This is a genomic window from Mycobacterium sp. KBS0706 (genome assembly GCF_005938675.2).
GTDB lineage: Bacteria > Pseudomonadota > Alphaproteobacteria > DSM-16000 > Inquilinaceae > Inquilinus.
Map to the genome: position 1 here is coordinate 23,344 of NZ_VCCH02000028.1, position 14,073 is coordinate 37,416.

A 14,073-nucleotide genomic window follows, 5' to 3' on the forward strand; every position below is an offset into this window, starting at 1 on the left:
ATGGCCGCTTACGTCGACCGCTACTGCGACCTCGCGGGCATGGAGACCGACAGCGCTCTTAAGGTTCTCCTCGGCTCGGACGGCTCCTTCTGCACTCTGATCCGCGTTCACGGCGCCGCCACCATCCTGTCGGCCGAGGAATTCGCCGAGGCCATGTCCCTGCGCCTCGCCGAGCCGCTCGGGGCCCTCATGAAGAAGCCCGGCCATCTCCTCTCGATCAGCTTCGAACGCCACACCAACACCGATGCCTCCGCCGATCGGGCCGGTGCCTTCATGCGCGGACGCTCAGACGGCAAGGCGCTCGACGTCGCCGGCCTGATCGCGGAAACCGAGACCATCATCCGCCAGCAGACCGTCGAGGAAACCATCCTCATCGCCTGCTGGACCTTTCCGGAGGCGGCGGCCGCCTCCGAACGGGCCCGCGATCGTGCCGAGAACGCCCGCCAGGCCGCCGCCGCTGGTCCGCTCGGCATCGGCCTGGTGCGATCTCTCCGCCTCAAATGCCTCGACGGCCTTCACACCGCCTTCGTCCACCAGATCACCGAGGCCCTCGAGAACGCCGGCCTCGCCCTCGAAATCCTCTCCGGCCGTCCCGACGGAACCCGGCCCGATCTCACCGAGATCAGCCGCGCCCTCCTCTTCCATCAGACGCCGTCCGACTGGCGGCCGCGCGCTGTCAACGAGGCCACCTACTTCCAGCCCCGACCTGTCGGCGCCGAAACAGACCTCTCCGGATTCTTCGCGCCGCCTCTCTCTCACCAGCTGATGAACGCGGGCGCGACCGTCTCGGCCGATCACACCGAGATCGCGTTCGGTGGACGCCGCTACTCTCTCGCCGTCGTCACGCTGTTTCCCCGCTACCTGCCTCCGTTCAACCTCATCCCCCGGGCGCTCGCGCATCTCCGAGTGCCCTTCCGTGTCGCCTTCCATCTCGAAAGCGGACCGGTTGCCGGCGACTGGACGATCGTCATGAAGCGACTCCTCGCCGGCGTCATGGCCAAGCTCTCGCCCGCCAATTCCAACTTCTTCCACGCCGTCCGCGCCATCGAGGCCGCGACCGGCCAGGACCTCGCGAGCTTCGCGCGCACGCGCATCGTCGCCACCACCTGGATCGAACCGTCGGAACCCGCCGAGCTGCTGCCGCGCCGTCGGGCGCTCCTCGTCCAGACCCTCATATCCTGGGGCGAAGCCAGCGTCGCCGACATGACGCCTGATCCCTTGCGCACCCTCGTCGAGACCGTGCCGGGCGCCACCATGAGCGGCGTCGCCGCCCCCGCCGCGATCGTGCCCATCGAGGAGATGGTCCGGGCCCTCCCCCTTCATCGCCCCGCACCGGTCTTCACCCAGGGCGAGACCGTGTTCCTCGATCCTGTCGGCAAGGTTTCCTATCACCAGGCCCTCAGCCCTTCGCTCGCGCACTGGCTCCTCCTGATCTTCGCCAGTCCGGGCAAGGGCAAGTCGATGTTGCTGAATCGCCTCAACTTCGATTTCTGCGCATACGGCGCCGGCGGTCGCCTACCGCTTCTCGGCATCATCGACAAAGGCATCTCGTCCTCCGGCTTGATCCGCACGCTTTCCGAGGCGCTGCCGGTTCACCGCCGGCGTGAGGTCGCCTATGTCCGTCTCCTCAACAATCGCGACCACGCCATCAATCCGTTCGACCTCGGCCTCGGTCTTCGCTCCCCGCTCGAGCGTGAGCGCATCTTCATCAAGAACTTCCTCAAGATCCTGCTCCGGCTCGACGATGAGGTCGGATCCGAACTCGTCGACCGCGTCATCACCCGGGCCTATCGCATCAAGAGCGACCTCGGGATGTCCACCTCGCCGAACCGCTGGCAGCGGGGCGACAACCCCGAGCTGGACGCCTTCTGCGCGCGCGAGGGCATCCCGCTCCACGATCGCACCACCTATTGGCAGATCACCGATGCCCTGATGCTGCGCGGCCATCACGACATGGCTGCGATCGCCCAGCGCGGCGCCGCTCCCATCCTCGAAGACATCGTGGGGGTCCTGGCGCTGCCCGAGCTCGAAGCCGACTATCCCGATCACTGTCGCCGGGCGGCGCGCACCGCGGAGGCCGCGGTCGCCGAATTCCCCCTGTTCGCACGGCCGACGGTCCTCGACCTCGGCGATGCGCGCGTTGCGTCGATCGACCTCAACGACGTTCTGATCAGCGACCCGGCCTCACCGGATGCGAAGCGCCGAAACGCCCTCATGTTCCTGGTCGCGCGTCATCTCTTCCTACGGCGCATCTCCGGCCGCGACGACGAGATCCCGCACATGGATCTGCCCGCCGCCGATCCCGATGTCCGCGCCGCCTATAACGCCTGGTGGCGGCGCCACTTCGCAATCATGCAGGAAACCCCCAAGCGCCTCTGCATGGACGAGTACCACGTCACCGGCGGCGGGTCCTCCATCGCGGCCCAGGTCGAGGCCGACACGCGCGAAGGCCGCAAGTGGGGCCTCGAGATCATGCTCGCCAGCCAGATGCTCAGCGACTTCGGCCTGCTCCGGAATCTCGCCTCCGCCGTGTTCATCCTGAACGCAGAGAACGACGAGGTCCGCGCCGAGGCGAAGAAGATCTTCGGCTTCTCGTCCGTGGTCCATGACGTGATGCTCCGCGACCTCACCGGACCACGCGAAGGCCGCGGCGCGAATTTTCTCGCCCGCTATGCCCTCGACTCCGGCGAGCGCTGGCTGCTCCTCAACAATCGGGTCGGCGCCCGCCTCCTTTGGGCTCTCACCACCAAGCTGGAGGACCGCCTGCTGCGCGATGAGATGTATCGCAGGCTCTCCACCTCCGAAGCCCTGGCCTTCCTCGCCCGTCGCTTCCCTGACGGCACCGCGCTGTCCTACTGGCAGCGCCTGGTCGAAGAGATCAGCGACGAACCTGTCGCTGTCCGCGCGGCGAACGCCCTGCTCGCCGGGTACCTCCGCCTAGTCGACGACACGTCGCCGGCCGGCACCTCCCACCGCAGATCCGTCGCTTGAAGGAGATCTCCATGCGAACCCCGTCGCGTATCGTTGCCGCTGTCGTCAGAGACCGCATCACGACGTTCACGCTGCTGCCCCAGGCACGGCTCCATCTGCTGCTGGCGGCGGCCACCGTCATGGTCGCTCGCAGCGCGTTCGCTCAGACCACTGCCGACCCGTCCGCACCCCTGCCCCAGATCTCGGCGGCCCAGACCGCCGCCAAGAAGTCGACGCTCAATGTCACGGACTTCAAGGCTGGGTCGACCAACTTCACCGACGTCCTGATCTTTGGCGGTGCGGCCGGCGGTGCCGCCTGCGTCCTTTATGCCTTCTACGAGATGTATATGGCGAACAGGGACGAGAGCGGGCGCCGATCGAGTGGCCGAGCCGGCGTCAGCCTCATCATTGGCGCATGTCTCGGTGTCTTTGCCGTGTTCATGGCGCTGGTCCAGAACTACGCCACCGGCAACCAGACCGCCGGCTGATGGCACAGGCGGCGGCTCCGGTTGCGGCGTGCAGCGCGCTCTCAGCCCGCGTCCGGCGGTGTCTCGCGCGCACCCTCGCTCGGAACCCCCGGCAGCTCGGCCGGTTCCGCTGCCGCCTGCTTCTTTTCCGCCGGCGCTGCCTTGCGCACAATGCTGCGCAGGTAGCCCGGCGTCACCTTCACCCCCGCCTGGTGGAGGTGCTCGGCGATCGCCGTCAGCGGGATTTTCTTCTCTATCCCCTCTCGGATCACCGGCATCAGCTTCTCCACCATGGCCCGCGTGCCGAGCGGCTTGTCCGCCGGCGCCGGCCTGCTGGTGGCCCGGTACAGCTGCCGAAGCTTCGATGCCGCTTCCTTGCTCACGCGATCGAAGCTGGCGCGGTCCCACTGCTGCGCTTTCTGTGTCGCGGCGCTCGTCATCTCAATGCTCCTGTTGTGACGCGTCGAGTGCCGCGAAGATACGAAGAGAGTGGCGCGCTTGTCGATACTGGAAAGATGTCGATCTGTTCTCAGATTGTAGCGCCCTTCGCGATGGTAGAAGGGCGTTTCAGTGTTGCACTACAAGTAACAAGGGAGAGACAGGATAGGGGATGTCCGTACATGAAACGCAAGCGTTCATGTTCCGGCATCCCATCCTGTGCGGCCGGTCTCGGCGCTGCGCTTCTCAATCCGGCCGATCAACGTCACTCGGCATCCATCGCTGTCACCAACAAGGACACCACGGAATGACACCTCTTCCGCCTCGCGGCACGACACTCCTGGCGCCCTCCGACGAGGGCTTCGTCCAGCACGAAGACGGCACCTTCGCCGCGTGGTCGGAGGCGTTCGAGCACATCGATCAGGCGACGCTCGACGCGCTCGATCGTGAGCGCGATCGCGTTACGCGCGGTGATGCCGCCCGTCGCGCCGGCGACGCCTCCTAACCACACGCCGCGATGCGCCAGATGACCAAATCCGAAAGACCCCGCGGCGGCCTTCGCAGCGACCGGCGCCATTGGAAGAGCTTCCGCGTGTCCGATGTCGAGCTTCTCGAGCTGGAGGCGAAGGCCCGGGCTGCCGGCGTCACCGTTTCGGACCTCATCCGTGACGAGCTGCTCACTGGCGAACCCGACCCGACACCACGCGATGGAGGCACAGGGCATGACCGCTGAGGGGAGCTCCGCTGCCAGCAAGACCCGGCGCTTCGAACTGCGCCTCAGCGACGACGACCGCGAGCGGTTCCAAGCGATGGCCGACAATGCCGGCATCACTCTGTCGGAGTTGATCCGGCGGCGCCTTCATGGGGCGAAGGTCGTTTCGCGTCGCGATACGACCAGGCTGTTGAACGAGATCCGGCGGCAGGGCGGGCTGCTCAAATACCTCCACATGCGTGGTGAACCGGTTCTCGATACGGCACAACAGGTCGCCAGCACCGCGGATCGCATCGAGGCCTTCATCGTCGCGCTCGACGATCCGGCCAGCAGGGGCACGGAACCGTGAGCTCCTCGGTCGTCGCGAAGAAGGTCCCTGCCGGCACCCTCGCCAATGATGGCAAGGCTGGGCGGATCCGTCGCCTGGTCGAGTACATCCTGGCGCCGGAGACCGACAACGCGGCGGAGAAATGCGTCCATTGGAGCGAGCAGGGATTCGGCTCCAACGATGGGCGCGCGATCAAGCAACAGATGATCCTGTCCGCCGAAGCCGCGACGAGAAGCTCCGACACGGTCGCGCACTACGTCATCTCCTGGCAGGCCGGCCTCGCGCCATCCAACCGACAGATCGACGATGCTGTGAAGGAACTCCTCTCGGCACTCGGCGCGGCCGAGCACCGCGCGGTCTGGGCGGCACACAGCGACACCGACAACATCCACGTGCATGTCGTCCTGGATCGCGTCCATCCCCTCACGGATCGCGTGCTCGACCTGTACCGCGACGTGCCGAAGATCCACCGTGCCGCGAAGACGATCGCACTCGCCCAGGGCTGGGGTCCGGTGATGGACAGCCGCTACACCGTCGACCGTGCTGCGGCACGCGACCGGGAGCCTGCCCTGTCCCAGAAGGCGATCCTGATGGAGGCGAAGACCGGCACGATCTCGGCGCAGCGCTACGCCCAGACCGTCGTGCCGGACGCGATCGCCGGCGCCAAGTCATGGGAGGACCTGCACGCCCGCCTGGCGCAGGCGGGGCTCTCCTTTGCGCCCCAGGGCAGCGGCGCCGTCATCCGCATCGGCGACACCTGTGTCAAGGCCAGCCGTGTCAGCCGGAGCGGGTCGCTCTCGCGTTTGGAGAAGACGTTCGGCCCCTTCCGTCCCGCCAGCCCGGCGCCACACTCCACGCCCGAGCGCAAGGCGATTCTCGGCGAATTCCTCATTGCCAGGGATGCACATCGCGCAGCACAGGACGCGGAGCGGAAGCTTCTTGGCCAGCAGCAGGCTGCGGCTCGCGCTGCCCTGAAGACGGAGTTCGGCGCTCGACACAAGTCCATTGTCGGCGACCGGTCCATACCGTGGAAGAAGCGCGACCTGATGCGCCGTGTCCTGGCCGCCCAGCGCGCCAAGGCCATGGCGTCCCTGATCGAAGCACATCGCCTCGAACGCGCCGTTCTCCGGCGCGGCCAGGAGCGCTTCCCGCGATACCGCGATTGGAAGATCCAGAAGGACGCCGCAGCTGCAGCGCTGGCCAGGCCCACAGCTGTCGGTGTCGGTGCCGGCGGCACCGCCTCGGGCCGCGGCGTACGACCCGAGGCGATCGACATCCGTGGCTACACCGTCACCATCTCGGGCGACGAGGTGCACTACACCCTCGCCGGCCGCTGGCAACCCTCGATGATCGATCACGGCCGCTCGATCGCGATCTACGACGCCAACGACGCCGCGATCCGCGCGATGCTCCAGCTCGCCAACACCCGCTGGGGCGGGCTGACCCTCAGCCAGGCAGCCCCGGAGCTTCGCGCGCGCTTCGCCGAGATCGCAAAGGCGGACCACTTCGCCCTCTACGACGGCACCGGCGCCGCCCTCTCTCCTGCTGCGATACGCCACCAGGCGGTCGCCGCCCCGCAACCCACCACGACACGGAGGCCATCGTCCCGATGACACCGACCGCATCCATGCGTCTCGCCCTGTCGATCATCCTGCTGGCATCGGCACTCGGCGCCTGCACCGCCCGGCCGGCTGCACCGACCGACGGCGGCACGATGAAGTTCGTCGCCGACACGCTCACCGCCAAGGGCGTCCGGCCGTGACACGCGACATTCTCGACGAACTCAGGCAGCGCATCGCCCTGCACCGCGGCGGCGGCTACCCGACCAACTTCTACGAGCGCGTCGTCGCCGAAATCGAAGGGCTCCGCACCGCCAATGCCGCGCTGGCCGAGAAGCTGCGGGCAGACGCATCCGTGCGGTCGCCCAAGGCATCCACGAAGGACAACCGATGATTGACCGTCACCACCTGGGCGCCATCACCGCTGCTGCGTTCCTGTCGTTCATCTCGCCGATCGCCGCGGCGGCTGCCACGCCTTCGCCACCTCAGCCGCCAGTTCTGGACGGCGCATCTTCGCCGTCGCTCAGCGATCTCAGCGATGCGGACAGCAGCTTCTACGAGGGCGCCCGCGAACAGGGTGAGGAAGGCGGCATCCGCGAACGCACCCTCGCCGAGGCCGCACGTGGCGTCGGCATCCGCGGCGGCTATGCCGACGAGGCCCGGCGCATCAATGCCGCGCTTGAGCGCCAGTTCGCCCAGCGCCTCAACCGTCGCTTCGGCTTCTCGTCGCTGATGCTCCGCGACGGCACGGTCGTGCCTCCCGTCGTCACGATGATGACGTCGGTGGAAGAGACGTCCGGCGACACCTTCCTCTACACCTCGGTTGGAGCCTACGAGATCGTCAGGGATGCCCGGGTCGCGATCAAGACACCCAGCTGGCGCGAGTATCTGACCCTGCCGGTCGCGGACCCGACGCCACCCCAGGGCTTGTCGCCCAAGACATCCGACGAGCGTGAGCTGTGGCGCAAATCCGTCAACGAGGGGTGGCGGAAGGGAATCGATGAGGCTCGAGAGGAGTTCGCAGCCTCGCTCGACCGCCTCATCCGCGACTATGACGGCATGCTCCGCTACCGCGACCTGCAGCGGCAGGGCATCCTCTCCGCCCCGACCGTCACCAAGCGGAACGCCGGGTATCGTGTCACCGATGACGGCCGCCGCGCCTTCGTCGACGAGTCCGTGATCCGCATCACCGTCATGCCGAAATTCAAGGCCCGGGCGCCCAGGGGAGCGGGCCGGCCCTGATGATGAAGCTTCCCACCTTCGCCGCGATCGTCGCCCTGGTCGCGGCACATGACCCGGCGTTCGCTGCGAAACAGCACGGCCAGTCCGTGGCTCTCGATCCCGGCGGAATCGAGGTCGTCGACGGCGACACCATCCGTGTCGCCCGCGGCTACCGCCTCGGTCCTGACGATCCGATCGGCCACGGGCGCATCCGCTTGCTCGCCATCGATACGCCGGAGCTGCACAACCCTCGCTGCGCGAATGAACGCGTCCAGGGACGCGCCGCGGCTGACAGGCTGCGCGAACTGCTACAGCGCGCCGCCGTCGCGCGCATCGTCCTGACCGGCGACCGCGACAAGCATCGTCGGCCTCTCGCGCGCCTTCTCCTCGGCGACATGGATGTTGCCGACATCCTGCTGCGCGACGGCCTGGCTCTGCCCTGGCGCCCCGGCCGCCCGGCCTGGGTGCAGCGCGGGCTGCACTGGTGTCCCGACTGGCAGCCACCTCCCGAGAACTGAAAGGACCAGCCGATGAGCCGTTCCACGAACCTCGTCATCTTGTCGGGGCACCTCGGCAAGGGTATCGATTTCCGCACCACGGGCCGCAACAAGCCCGTCGCCTCCTTTTCCCTCGCCACGGACGAGGGCTACCGCAACCGCGAGACCGGCGAGTGGATCAACCGCGCCGCCTGGCACCGGGTGGTCACGTACCAGCCGGCACTCGTGGAAATGCTCCGGAAGCATGGCACCAAGGGCCGCTTCGTCGAGGTTGTGGGCAAGCTGCGCCACCGTGCCTATCGCCGGCCCGGGGAAGATGCCGATCGCCAGGTCGCCGAGGTGCTCGTCGAAGCCTCCGGATCCATCATCTTTCCGGTTCCCGAGCGTGTTCCCAGCGAGATGGAGGAGACGCTCGACACCATCCAGGCCGACATCGACCAAGCCCGCGCCGAGGGCCGGCTCGGTGGCGACGACAACGTCGGCGCCGACGATCGGGAGCTTCCGAAATGACCGGCGTCTGGGAGGGACCCCATGCCCCCGAGGTTTGGCAGGGGCCGCAGCTCTCCGACCGCGAGGACCTGGTCCAGCTTCTCGCCCTCGCTGCCCGCCTGGGCGTCGCCGACGTTCTCTTCCAGACCGGCCGACCGGTCCTCTGCAAGCTCCACGGAGAGATCATGGCGCTTGCCCCGTGGCCGCTTCAGAAGCTCCACGTCGAGCGCGCCATGAAGTGGATGACCGGCGACGACTCCATCGTCGCCCGTCTGATCGGCCGTCAGGACGTCGATAGCGCCTTCAACGTGCCCGACCACTCGCAGCGCGATGAGCAAGGCATGCCGGTGCAACATCGCTTCCGCTTCTGCGCAACAGCCTGCGACCACGACGGGGGCACCGGCTACCAGGTGGTGCTTCGCTACATCCGCAGCCGGCCCCCGACGCTCGAGGAGGTCGGCTTCCCTCCCGAGCTGGTCGAACGCATCGCGCCGCGGAATGGCGCAATCTTCATCGCCGGGCCCACGGGCTCTGGCAAGAGCACCACCTTCGCCGCCTGCATCCGCCACATCCTCGAAGGCCATACGGCCATCTCCGGCAACATACTCACCTACGAGCACCCGATCGAATACCTGTTCGGCGACATCCCCTCCCGCTGCTGCACCATTGCCCAGCAGGAGATCGGTGTTCACCTCCGCAGCTTCGCCGATGGCGTCCGCAATGCCCTGCGCCGGGCTCCCGACCTCACCGTCGTCGGCGAGATGCGGGACGCTGCGACGATCGAGGCCGCGACCACGCTGGTGAAGACGGGCCATCCGCTGTACGGCACGGTCCACGCTGATTCTGCCGCTCAGGTTTTCCGGCGCCTCGCCCAGACTTTCTCCTCCGGCGAGCAGGACCAGGCCCTCGCCGATCTCCTCGACACCACCAATCTGATCATCTTCCAGCAGCTCGTGCCGGCCGTCGCCGGCGGCCGCATCTGCCTGCGCGAGTGGCTGATCGTCGACGACAGGGTCCGCGAGGCCGCCCTCTCCGCCCCGCGCCTCGCCGTCACGAGCGTCCTCCGCAACCTGATCGCCACCGGCTCCGCCGGCCGCTCCCTCGTCACCTCCGCCACCCGCGCCCGCGCCGAGGGGCTGATTTCCCCCGAGACCGAAGCCCGCATCCTTCACAGTGCCGGCAGCGCGGGAGACACACATCATGCGTAGGCGCCACCTCCTCCTCGCCATCGCAGCCGCGGCCTCCTTCAGCCAGGCCGAAGCCGCCGAGCTCGCCAGCGCCGAGGCAGCTCTGGCCTCGGACCTGGATCGGCTCTGGGTCCGGCGTGACGATCCCCTCTGCCCGGAAATCGATCTGCGCTTCCGCAAAACCAACGACCGCTCCGTCGACCGCGACGCCCTCCTCCACCTCTCGTGGTTCTGGCGTGACATCAAGGACCATCAGCGCGCGGTCTGGATCGATCCCGAACTCTTCGACCTCCTGTCGCGGCTGCAAGGGGCCGCGGCGGCCCTCGCCGGCGTCCGTCGGCCCGTCATGCTGCTGTCAGGCTACCGCACCCCCGAACGCAACCGGACCCTGGAGGGCGCCGCCCGGCGATCGATGCACGTCTTCGGCCGCGCGGCCGACTTCACCATTCCAGAGTTCACGCCCTCCCAGGTCGGCGCCTTGGCCGCCATCCTCGGCGCCGGCGGCGTCGGCCTCTACGACCGCTTCACCCATGTCGACACCGGCCGTCCCCGCGCCTGGGGCCGCATTGCAACCCGGAGAATCCGCCGGTGAACACCGACCACATTGACTGGCGTTGGACCTCCGCATCGCTGTCCATTCTCGGCCTGCACTACTCGGTCCTGATCTTCCTGCCGCTGCTGCTGTTCTCTCAGCTCAGTTGGTGGGTCGTCATCGCCTGCGCGATCTACTGCGCCTTCCTGGCCTGGTGCAGGCACAAGAAACTCGCCCCCTGGGCCATGGTCCAGTTCCTCATCGTCCGCCTCCACCACGGCGATCGCTACAGCATCCGGAGCTGGCGGTGAACTCGACGGCCCGACCCGTCCGCTGCCCGAGTTCGGCACCACGTTCGGCATCGGCGCTGCCGGGCCGATCGGCCATGCGTAGCCGCGCGCCTACCACTCCGGGCGGGCGCGCGATCGCGCCGGCCAAGTCGCGAGCGGCTGGAGAGACGGCCGAGAGACCGAGCCTCGCGGGAGTTGAGATCTTGGGCTTCCCCGTCGCACCGACGGCTTCGCCGCTGCCGCCGCAGGGGGCACGGCCCCCTGCACCCCCAAGGGGAGCGCGATCACCATTGGCCCGAGCCGCCTGCTGGCTGGGGATCCTCCTGGCGCTTGCCGCCGGCGCGAGGCCCCTGGCAGCGGCGGAGCCAGATCCGTGGTCGTGTCCGACCTGGATCGCTATCGCCGAGCGCGCCTACGGCATCCCGCCCCAGCTCCTGCAGGCGATCGGCCGGGTCGAAATCGGCGATGCCATCAACCGTGGCAAGACCGGATCCTGGATGCTCAACATCGCCGGCCGCACCGTCGCGCCGGCCTCCTTGGCCGAGGCGCTCGATACCATTATCCTCACGCCAGAAACCTCGATCGACGTCGGCTGCCTTCAGATCAACCTTCGCGCCCATGGCGCGACCGTTTATGCGCGGGGCTGGCTTCTCTATCCGAAATACAACGCCGCCTACGGCGCCTGGTATCTAACTTCACTGTTCCAACTGCACGGCAGCTGGGGGAAGGCGGCCGCAGCGTATCATGCGGGCTCCAATCACGAGCGCGGCCGCAGTTACTGCCGCCGCGTCGCCGCGGCCCTCTCGCTGATTCGCCGGGCCGACGCCGGTGCCTTCGTCCTGTCCTGCTGATCTTGAGAGAGGTCGAGAGCATTCCCCTGGTCCAAGGCCCAGGCAACCGACGAAGCTGCTCGAGTCAGGCGGTCTGCTTGGCGCCGGATATGGTACGCGGAGCGTTGCGAGGCTCAAGATCGACAGGCCTGATCCCGGGGATCTGCCTCAGCTCATCCGCTCCCGCTTCATAGACCGCGACAGAACCTCGGTAGCCGCATTCTCGCGCGAACTGCAGCAACCGACTGAAGTCTCTATATGTCCGGTCGGAGCCTCGGGTAGTGCGAAGAATCCGGAATTCAGGTCGCCATGAAGTACTGAAATAAGGTGCGTACTCGCTACCAGCGTCGCCTGAGCGTTCTACAACAATCAGGCGGAGGATTGTTCCGTTATCGCGGATATTATCTTGAATTTCCGACTCTAGGAGGCCGGCATCGGCGAATCGCCCGTTCTCAATCGGTAGCATCTGGGCGTGAATTGCTGGTGTCTCTGTCTTGATCTTGCGAACGAGCGCATCGAGATAGACTGCTAGCGCGCTTTCAATAATCTCCCGATCACCATCGTCAAATGGGGGGAAGGTATTAACCTCGTGGCGGTTGCCCACGAGCATTGCACATCCACTTGGCTTGTCGAATGCCCACATAAGGTATGGCACCCCAATACAAGCTCTCAAGGTGAGAGCGGCTGTTTCGGCTCGATCGGTGGTGCCAGTCGTGTAGTAAAATGCTGGAGGGCGGGGGAGGTCCAGAGTCTCAGGGGGGCGCGAGCTCGAAAAGCCCGTTGATGCAAGTATCGTGAACGTGCTTGAGCTGGCGTCGGCAACCCGCAGCAGCATCGCGCGATCAAATAGCGCGTTCTCACAGATTATCGCCAGCGTCTCCGAGTTAAACGAATTGGAGCCCGTGTTCCGGTCCCATAGCCGATAGATCTCGCGCATCAGCCGGATTACGGTTCGTCGCCGATGAGATTCCCGGAAAGTTGCAGCCTGCTCTTCGGTCGCGCGCGACAGGCGAGCCCCGAGTTCATTACACTCGCGCTGGTAGTAAGCCAGCTCCCGCCTGAGACGGTCTAGATCGTCGGCTCCGTCCGTCACGGGTTGTACCGCATCACAGCGAGGAGGCCGGTCCAGTCCAGCGCGCGAGGCTCACCATCGAATGGCGCAATCTCGACGCCAGAGTATAGCCCGATCAAGGGCGCCGATTGATCGAGGCCGTCGACCACCAAGCTCGCCTCCTCGCGCGCGGCACCGCTGCGGATGCTCGCCCGGCCTGCACAATCGATGTAGAGCGAGAACAGGGTGTCTCCCTGCCCGATAATTTCGTTTGCCGCCCTTACCCCACGACGGACCGAGTCCAGCATCAAAGCGTTATCCCTGGCCATGATCTGCACCTTGGCGCCTAACTCGAAATCGGCTTCGAAAAGAGTAACCGATCCCTCGGCGGGATCACCCGTCAGAATGAGACGGTTCACATAGCTGTGCTCGTCAAAAGGAGCGAATTGGTCACCTTGCTTTTGCCCCAGCGTTGCAAGCAGGGAGATCGTGCCTTCAGGCCCCGTTGTCATCGGGCGTCCGAGGCGCTGTTCCAACACACTCAGGGCCGGCTCACCGTCAAGTTCATAGACCACCGCTCCGTCAATGCGAGTGATCTCGAGGAATGAAGACGCAGGGACACACCCGTTCATGACAAAAGTGTCCGCTTTAACGCCCGACGGCCAGGCCAGGGCAACCAAGCCGTGCTTTCGCACGTCTCTGCCGTCGAATATCCAGCCCTCCGACAAATTGAGATCCGTTAAAAGTCCACCGCCTAGGACCGTCGGCCTCTTGTGTCGGCATCCGTCCATAAGGCCGGCCACGATTCTGGTAGCCATATGCAGCTTCAGCGGAGGATTTGCCGCAACGCTGTCGTAGAATAGCGTTATCGTATCGCCGTAATTGATCCTTTCGGAAATCTCGACGCCGAGTCGTCGTGAGACTTCGTATTCGCCATCAGTAAGGTCATCAGCGATTAGTACATGAGGTGTAACGGAATCAGAAAGTAGAGCTAGAGCCGTAACTTCAAGGCCGCTGTACCCAAACGATTCTCCAGCGATGGCGCCTGCGGCTGCCCCGCCTACAATTGGAATATCTCCGTATTTGTCCCGAAATTGTGATAAAATTCGGAAGCCGTCGAGCTTCCCACCACAAAATACCAGCAACATTTTGGGACTTACGTTGCCAATCGCTTCAATGCACTTGAGGGCCGCAAGTTCGGGGCTCGCTGCGCGGCCATATCCCGTGACAACCGGCGATTTTGCTGTTTGCAGCAACATCAGTCGACCGCTCCACGCATCCTCTCACCTTGGCTGAATCAGCCATACCACACGTGGCGAAGGCTGTCTCTCTTTCGGGAAAATCAATCGTAACACGATTTTAGAATTTTGGCGCTTTCCAAGCGCCCCGCAGCGTGGCACAAAATCCTAAAATCGCATGGGCCGATTTTCCCATTCCTCAGGTGGAGTTTAGGACTTGAGACAGGCGGCTAGAATCACCCACGAGAGGCCATTCACTTGGCG

Annotated in this window: 18 protein-coding genes; 14 read left to right on the top strand and 4 right to left on the bottom strand. The window is 65.8% G+C overall.

Annotated features, from left to right (window positions below):
• Positions 1 to 2,991, top strand: coding sequence for a hypothetical protein (locus tag FFK22_RS16835; RefSeq protein WP_138889847.1), 2,991 nt, complete (start codon positions 1 to 3; stop codon positions 2,989 to 2,991).
• 11 nt (positions 2,992 to 3,002) lie between these two features.
• Positions 3,003 to 3,458: a hypothetical protein gene (locus FFK22_RS16840; RefSeq protein WP_138889848.1), complete on the top strand. Its 456-nt coding sequence runs from the start codon at positions 3,003 to 3,005 to the stop codon at positions 3,456 to 3,458.
• A 41-nt stretch (positions 3,459 to 3,499) separates the two neighbouring features.
• Here FFK22_RS16840 and FFK22_RS16845 read toward each other — a convergent pair whose 3' ends face one another.
• Both FFK22_RS16845 and FFK22_RS16850 read right to left on the bottom strand, forming a co-directional pair.
• Positions 3,500 to 3,877, bottom strand: a complete 378-nt coding sequence (locus tag FFK22_RS16845; RefSeq protein ID WP_138889849.1) for a hypothetical protein — start codon at positions 3,875 to 3,877, stop codon at positions 3,500 to 3,502.
• Between the two features lie 263 nt (positions 3,878 to 4,140).
• Positions 4,141 to 4,452, bottom strand: a complete 312-nt coding sequence (locus tag FFK22_RS16850) for a hypothetical protein (protein ID WP_138889850.1) — start codon at positions 4,450 to 4,452, stop codon at positions 4,141 to 4,143.
• 15 nt (positions 4,453 to 4,467) lie between these two features.
• Here FFK22_RS16850 and FFK22_RS43010 point away from each other — a divergent pair, with 15 nt between their 5' ends.
• The 12 genes from FFK22_RS43010 to FFK22_RS16900 all read left to right on the top strand — a co-directional run bounded on the left by FFK22_RS43010 (position 4,468) and on the right by FFK22_RS16900 (position 11,541).
• Positions 4,468 to 4,608: a hypothetical protein gene (locus tag FFK22_RS43010; protein ID WP_186002504.1), complete on the top strand. Its 141-nt coding sequence runs from the start codon at positions 4,468 to 4,470 to the stop codon at positions 4,606 to 4,608.
• Positions 4,598 to 4,936 (top strand): hypothetical protein, encoded by a 339-nt coding sequence (locus tag FFK22_RS16855; protein ID WP_138889851.1) that lies wholly within the window; start codon positions 4,598 to 4,600, stop codon positions 4,934 to 4,936. Before FFK22_RS43010 ends, FFK22_RS16855 begins: the two co-directional genes overlap by 11 nt.
• The gene (gene traI, locus FFK22_RS16860; protein WP_138889852.1) at positions 4,933 to 6,528 is read left to right on the top strand and encodes a TraI/MobA(P) family conjugative relaxase; all 1,596 of its coding nucleotides are present in this window, start codon (positions 4,933 to 4,935) and stop codon (positions 6,526 to 6,528) included. Before FFK22_RS16855 ends, traI begins: the two co-directional genes overlap by 4 nt.
• Entirely contained in the window at positions 6,525 to 6,677 is a 153-nt protein-coding gene (locus FFK22_RS43015) for a hypothetical protein (RefSeq protein WP_186002505.1), read from the top strand. The genes traI and FFK22_RS43015 overlap by 4 nt, the downstream gene beginning before the upstream one ends.
• The gene (locus FFK22_RS16865) at positions 6,674 to 6,868 is read left to right on the top strand and encodes a hypothetical protein (protein WP_138889853.1); all 195 of its coding nucleotides are present in this window, start codon (positions 6,674 to 6,676) and stop codon (positions 6,866 to 6,868) included. The genes FFK22_RS43015 and FFK22_RS16865 overlap by 4 nt, the downstream gene beginning before the upstream one ends.
• Positions 6,865 to 7,716: a type IV secretory system conjugative DNA transfer family protein gene (locus tag FFK22_RS16870; RefSeq protein WP_138889854.1), complete on the top strand. Its 852-nt coding sequence runs from the start codon at positions 6,865 to 6,867 to the stop codon at positions 7,714 to 7,716. The genes FFK22_RS16865 and FFK22_RS16870 overlap by 4 nt, the downstream gene beginning before the upstream one ends.
• Positions 7,716 to 8,213 carry a thermonuclease family protein gene (locus FFK22_RS16875; protein WP_138889855.1) on the top strand — a complete coding sequence of 166 codons (498 nt, stop codon included), beginning with the start codon at positions 7,716 to 7,718 and terminating at the stop codon, positions 8,211 to 8,213. Before FFK22_RS16870 ends, FFK22_RS16875 begins: the two co-directional genes overlap by 1 nt.
• Positions 8,214 to 8,225: 12 nt before the next feature.
• Positions 8,226 to 8,702, top strand: a complete 477-nt coding sequence (locus FFK22_RS16880) for a single-stranded DNA-binding protein (RefSeq protein WP_138889856.1) — start codon at positions 8,226 to 8,228, stop codon at positions 8,700 to 8,702.
• Positions 8,699 to 9,889, top strand: a complete 1,191-nt coding sequence (locus FFK22_RS16885; protein WP_138889857.1) for a type IV pilus twitching motility protein PilT — start codon at positions 8,699 to 8,701, stop codon at positions 9,887 to 9,889. Before FFK22_RS16880 ends, FFK22_RS16885 begins: the two co-directional genes overlap by 4 nt.
• Complete coding sequence (locus tag FFK22_RS16890) at positions 9,882 to 10,460, top strand: DUF882 domain-containing protein (protein WP_138889858.1); 579 nt, start codon at positions 9,882 to 9,884, stop codon at positions 10,458 to 10,460. Before FFK22_RS16885 ends, FFK22_RS16890 begins: the two co-directional genes overlap by 8 nt.
• Positions 10,457 to 10,711: a hypothetical protein gene (locus tag FFK22_RS16895; protein ID WP_138889859.1), complete on the top strand. Its 255-nt coding sequence runs from the start codon at positions 10,457 to 10,459 to the stop codon at positions 10,709 to 10,711. The genes FFK22_RS16890 and FFK22_RS16895 overlap by 4 nt, the downstream gene beginning before the upstream one ends.
• Positions 10,712 to 10,980: 269 nt before the next feature.
• Positions 10,981 to 11,541 (top strand): transglycosylase SLT domain-containing protein, encoded by a 561-nt coding sequence (locus FFK22_RS16900; RefSeq protein WP_186002506.1) that lies wholly within the window; start codon positions 10,981 to 10,983, stop codon positions 11,539 to 11,541.
• 64 nt (positions 11,542 to 11,605) lie between these two features.
• On the opposite strand, the gene FFK22_RS16905 is transcribed toward FFK22_RS16900, so the two are convergent.
• Together FFK22_RS16905 and FFK22_RS16910 are read right to left on the bottom strand one after the other, a co-directional pair.
• On the bottom strand, positions 11,606 to 12,457 hold the full coding sequence (locus tag FFK22_RS16905; RefSeq protein ID WP_138889861.1) for a hypothetical protein: 852 nt from the start codon (positions 12,455 to 12,457) through the stop codon (positions 11,606 to 11,608).
• A gap of 152 nt (positions 12,458 to 12,609) precedes the next feature.
• Entirely contained in the window at positions 12,610 to 13,830 is a 1,221-nt protein-coding gene (locus FFK22_RS16910) for an FIST N-terminal domain-containing protein (protein WP_138889862.1), read from the bottom strand.
• Positions 13,831 to 14,073: the final 243 nt, after the last annotated feature.

Coding starts and splice junctions, on each gene's coding strand:
- FFK22_RS16870 (WP_138889854.1), top strand. CDS start 6,865: ATGATTGACCGTCACCACCTGGGCGCCATCACCGCTGCTGCGTTCCTG.
- FFK22_RS16890 (WP_138889858.1), top strand. CDS start 9,882: ATGCGTAGGCGCCACCTCCTCCTCGCCATCGCAGCCGCGGCCTCCTTC.
- FFK22_RS16835 (WP_138889847.1), top strand. CDS start 1: ATGGCCGCTTACGTCGACCGCTACTGCGACCTCGCGGGCATGGAGACC.
- FFK22_RS16845 (WP_138889849.1), bottom strand. CDS start 3,877: ATGACGAGCGCCGCGACACAGAAAGCGCAGCAGTGGGACCGCGCCAGC.
- FFK22_RS16910 (WP_138889862.1), bottom strand. CDS start 13,830: ATGTTGCTGCAAACAGCAAAATCGCCGGTTGTCACGGGATATGGCCGC.
- FFK22_RS16885 (WP_138889857.1), top strand. CDS start 8,699: ATGACCGGCGTCTGGGAGGGACCCCATGCCCCCGAGGTTTGGCAGGGG.
- FFK22_RS16880 (WP_138889856.1), top strand. CDS start 8,226: ATGAGCCGTTCCACGAACCTCGTCATCTTGTCGGGGCACCTCGGCAAG.
- FFK22_RS16840 (WP_138889848.1), top strand. CDS start 3,003: ATGCGAACCCCGTCGCGTATCGTTGCCGCTGTCGTCAGAGACCGCATC.
- FFK22_RS43015 (WP_186002505.1), top strand. CDS start 6,525: ATGACACCGACCGCATCCATGCGTCTCGCCCTGTCGATCATCCTGCTG.
- FFK22_RS16850 (WP_138889850.1), bottom strand. CDS start 4,452: ATGGCGCCGGTCGCTGCGAAGGCCGCCGCGGGGTCTTTCGGATTTGGT.
- FFK22_RS16905 (WP_138889861.1), bottom strand. CDS start 12,457: ATGCGCGAGATCTATCGGCTATGGGACCGGAACACGGGCTCCAATTCG.
- FFK22_RS16855 (WP_138889851.1), top strand. CDS start 4,598: ATGACCGCTGAGGGGAGCTCCGCTGCCAGCAAGACCCGGCGCTTCGAA.
- FFK22_RS16875 (WP_138889855.1), top strand. CDS start 7,716: ATGATGAAGCTTCCCACCTTCGCCGCGATCGTCGCCCTGGTCGCGGCA.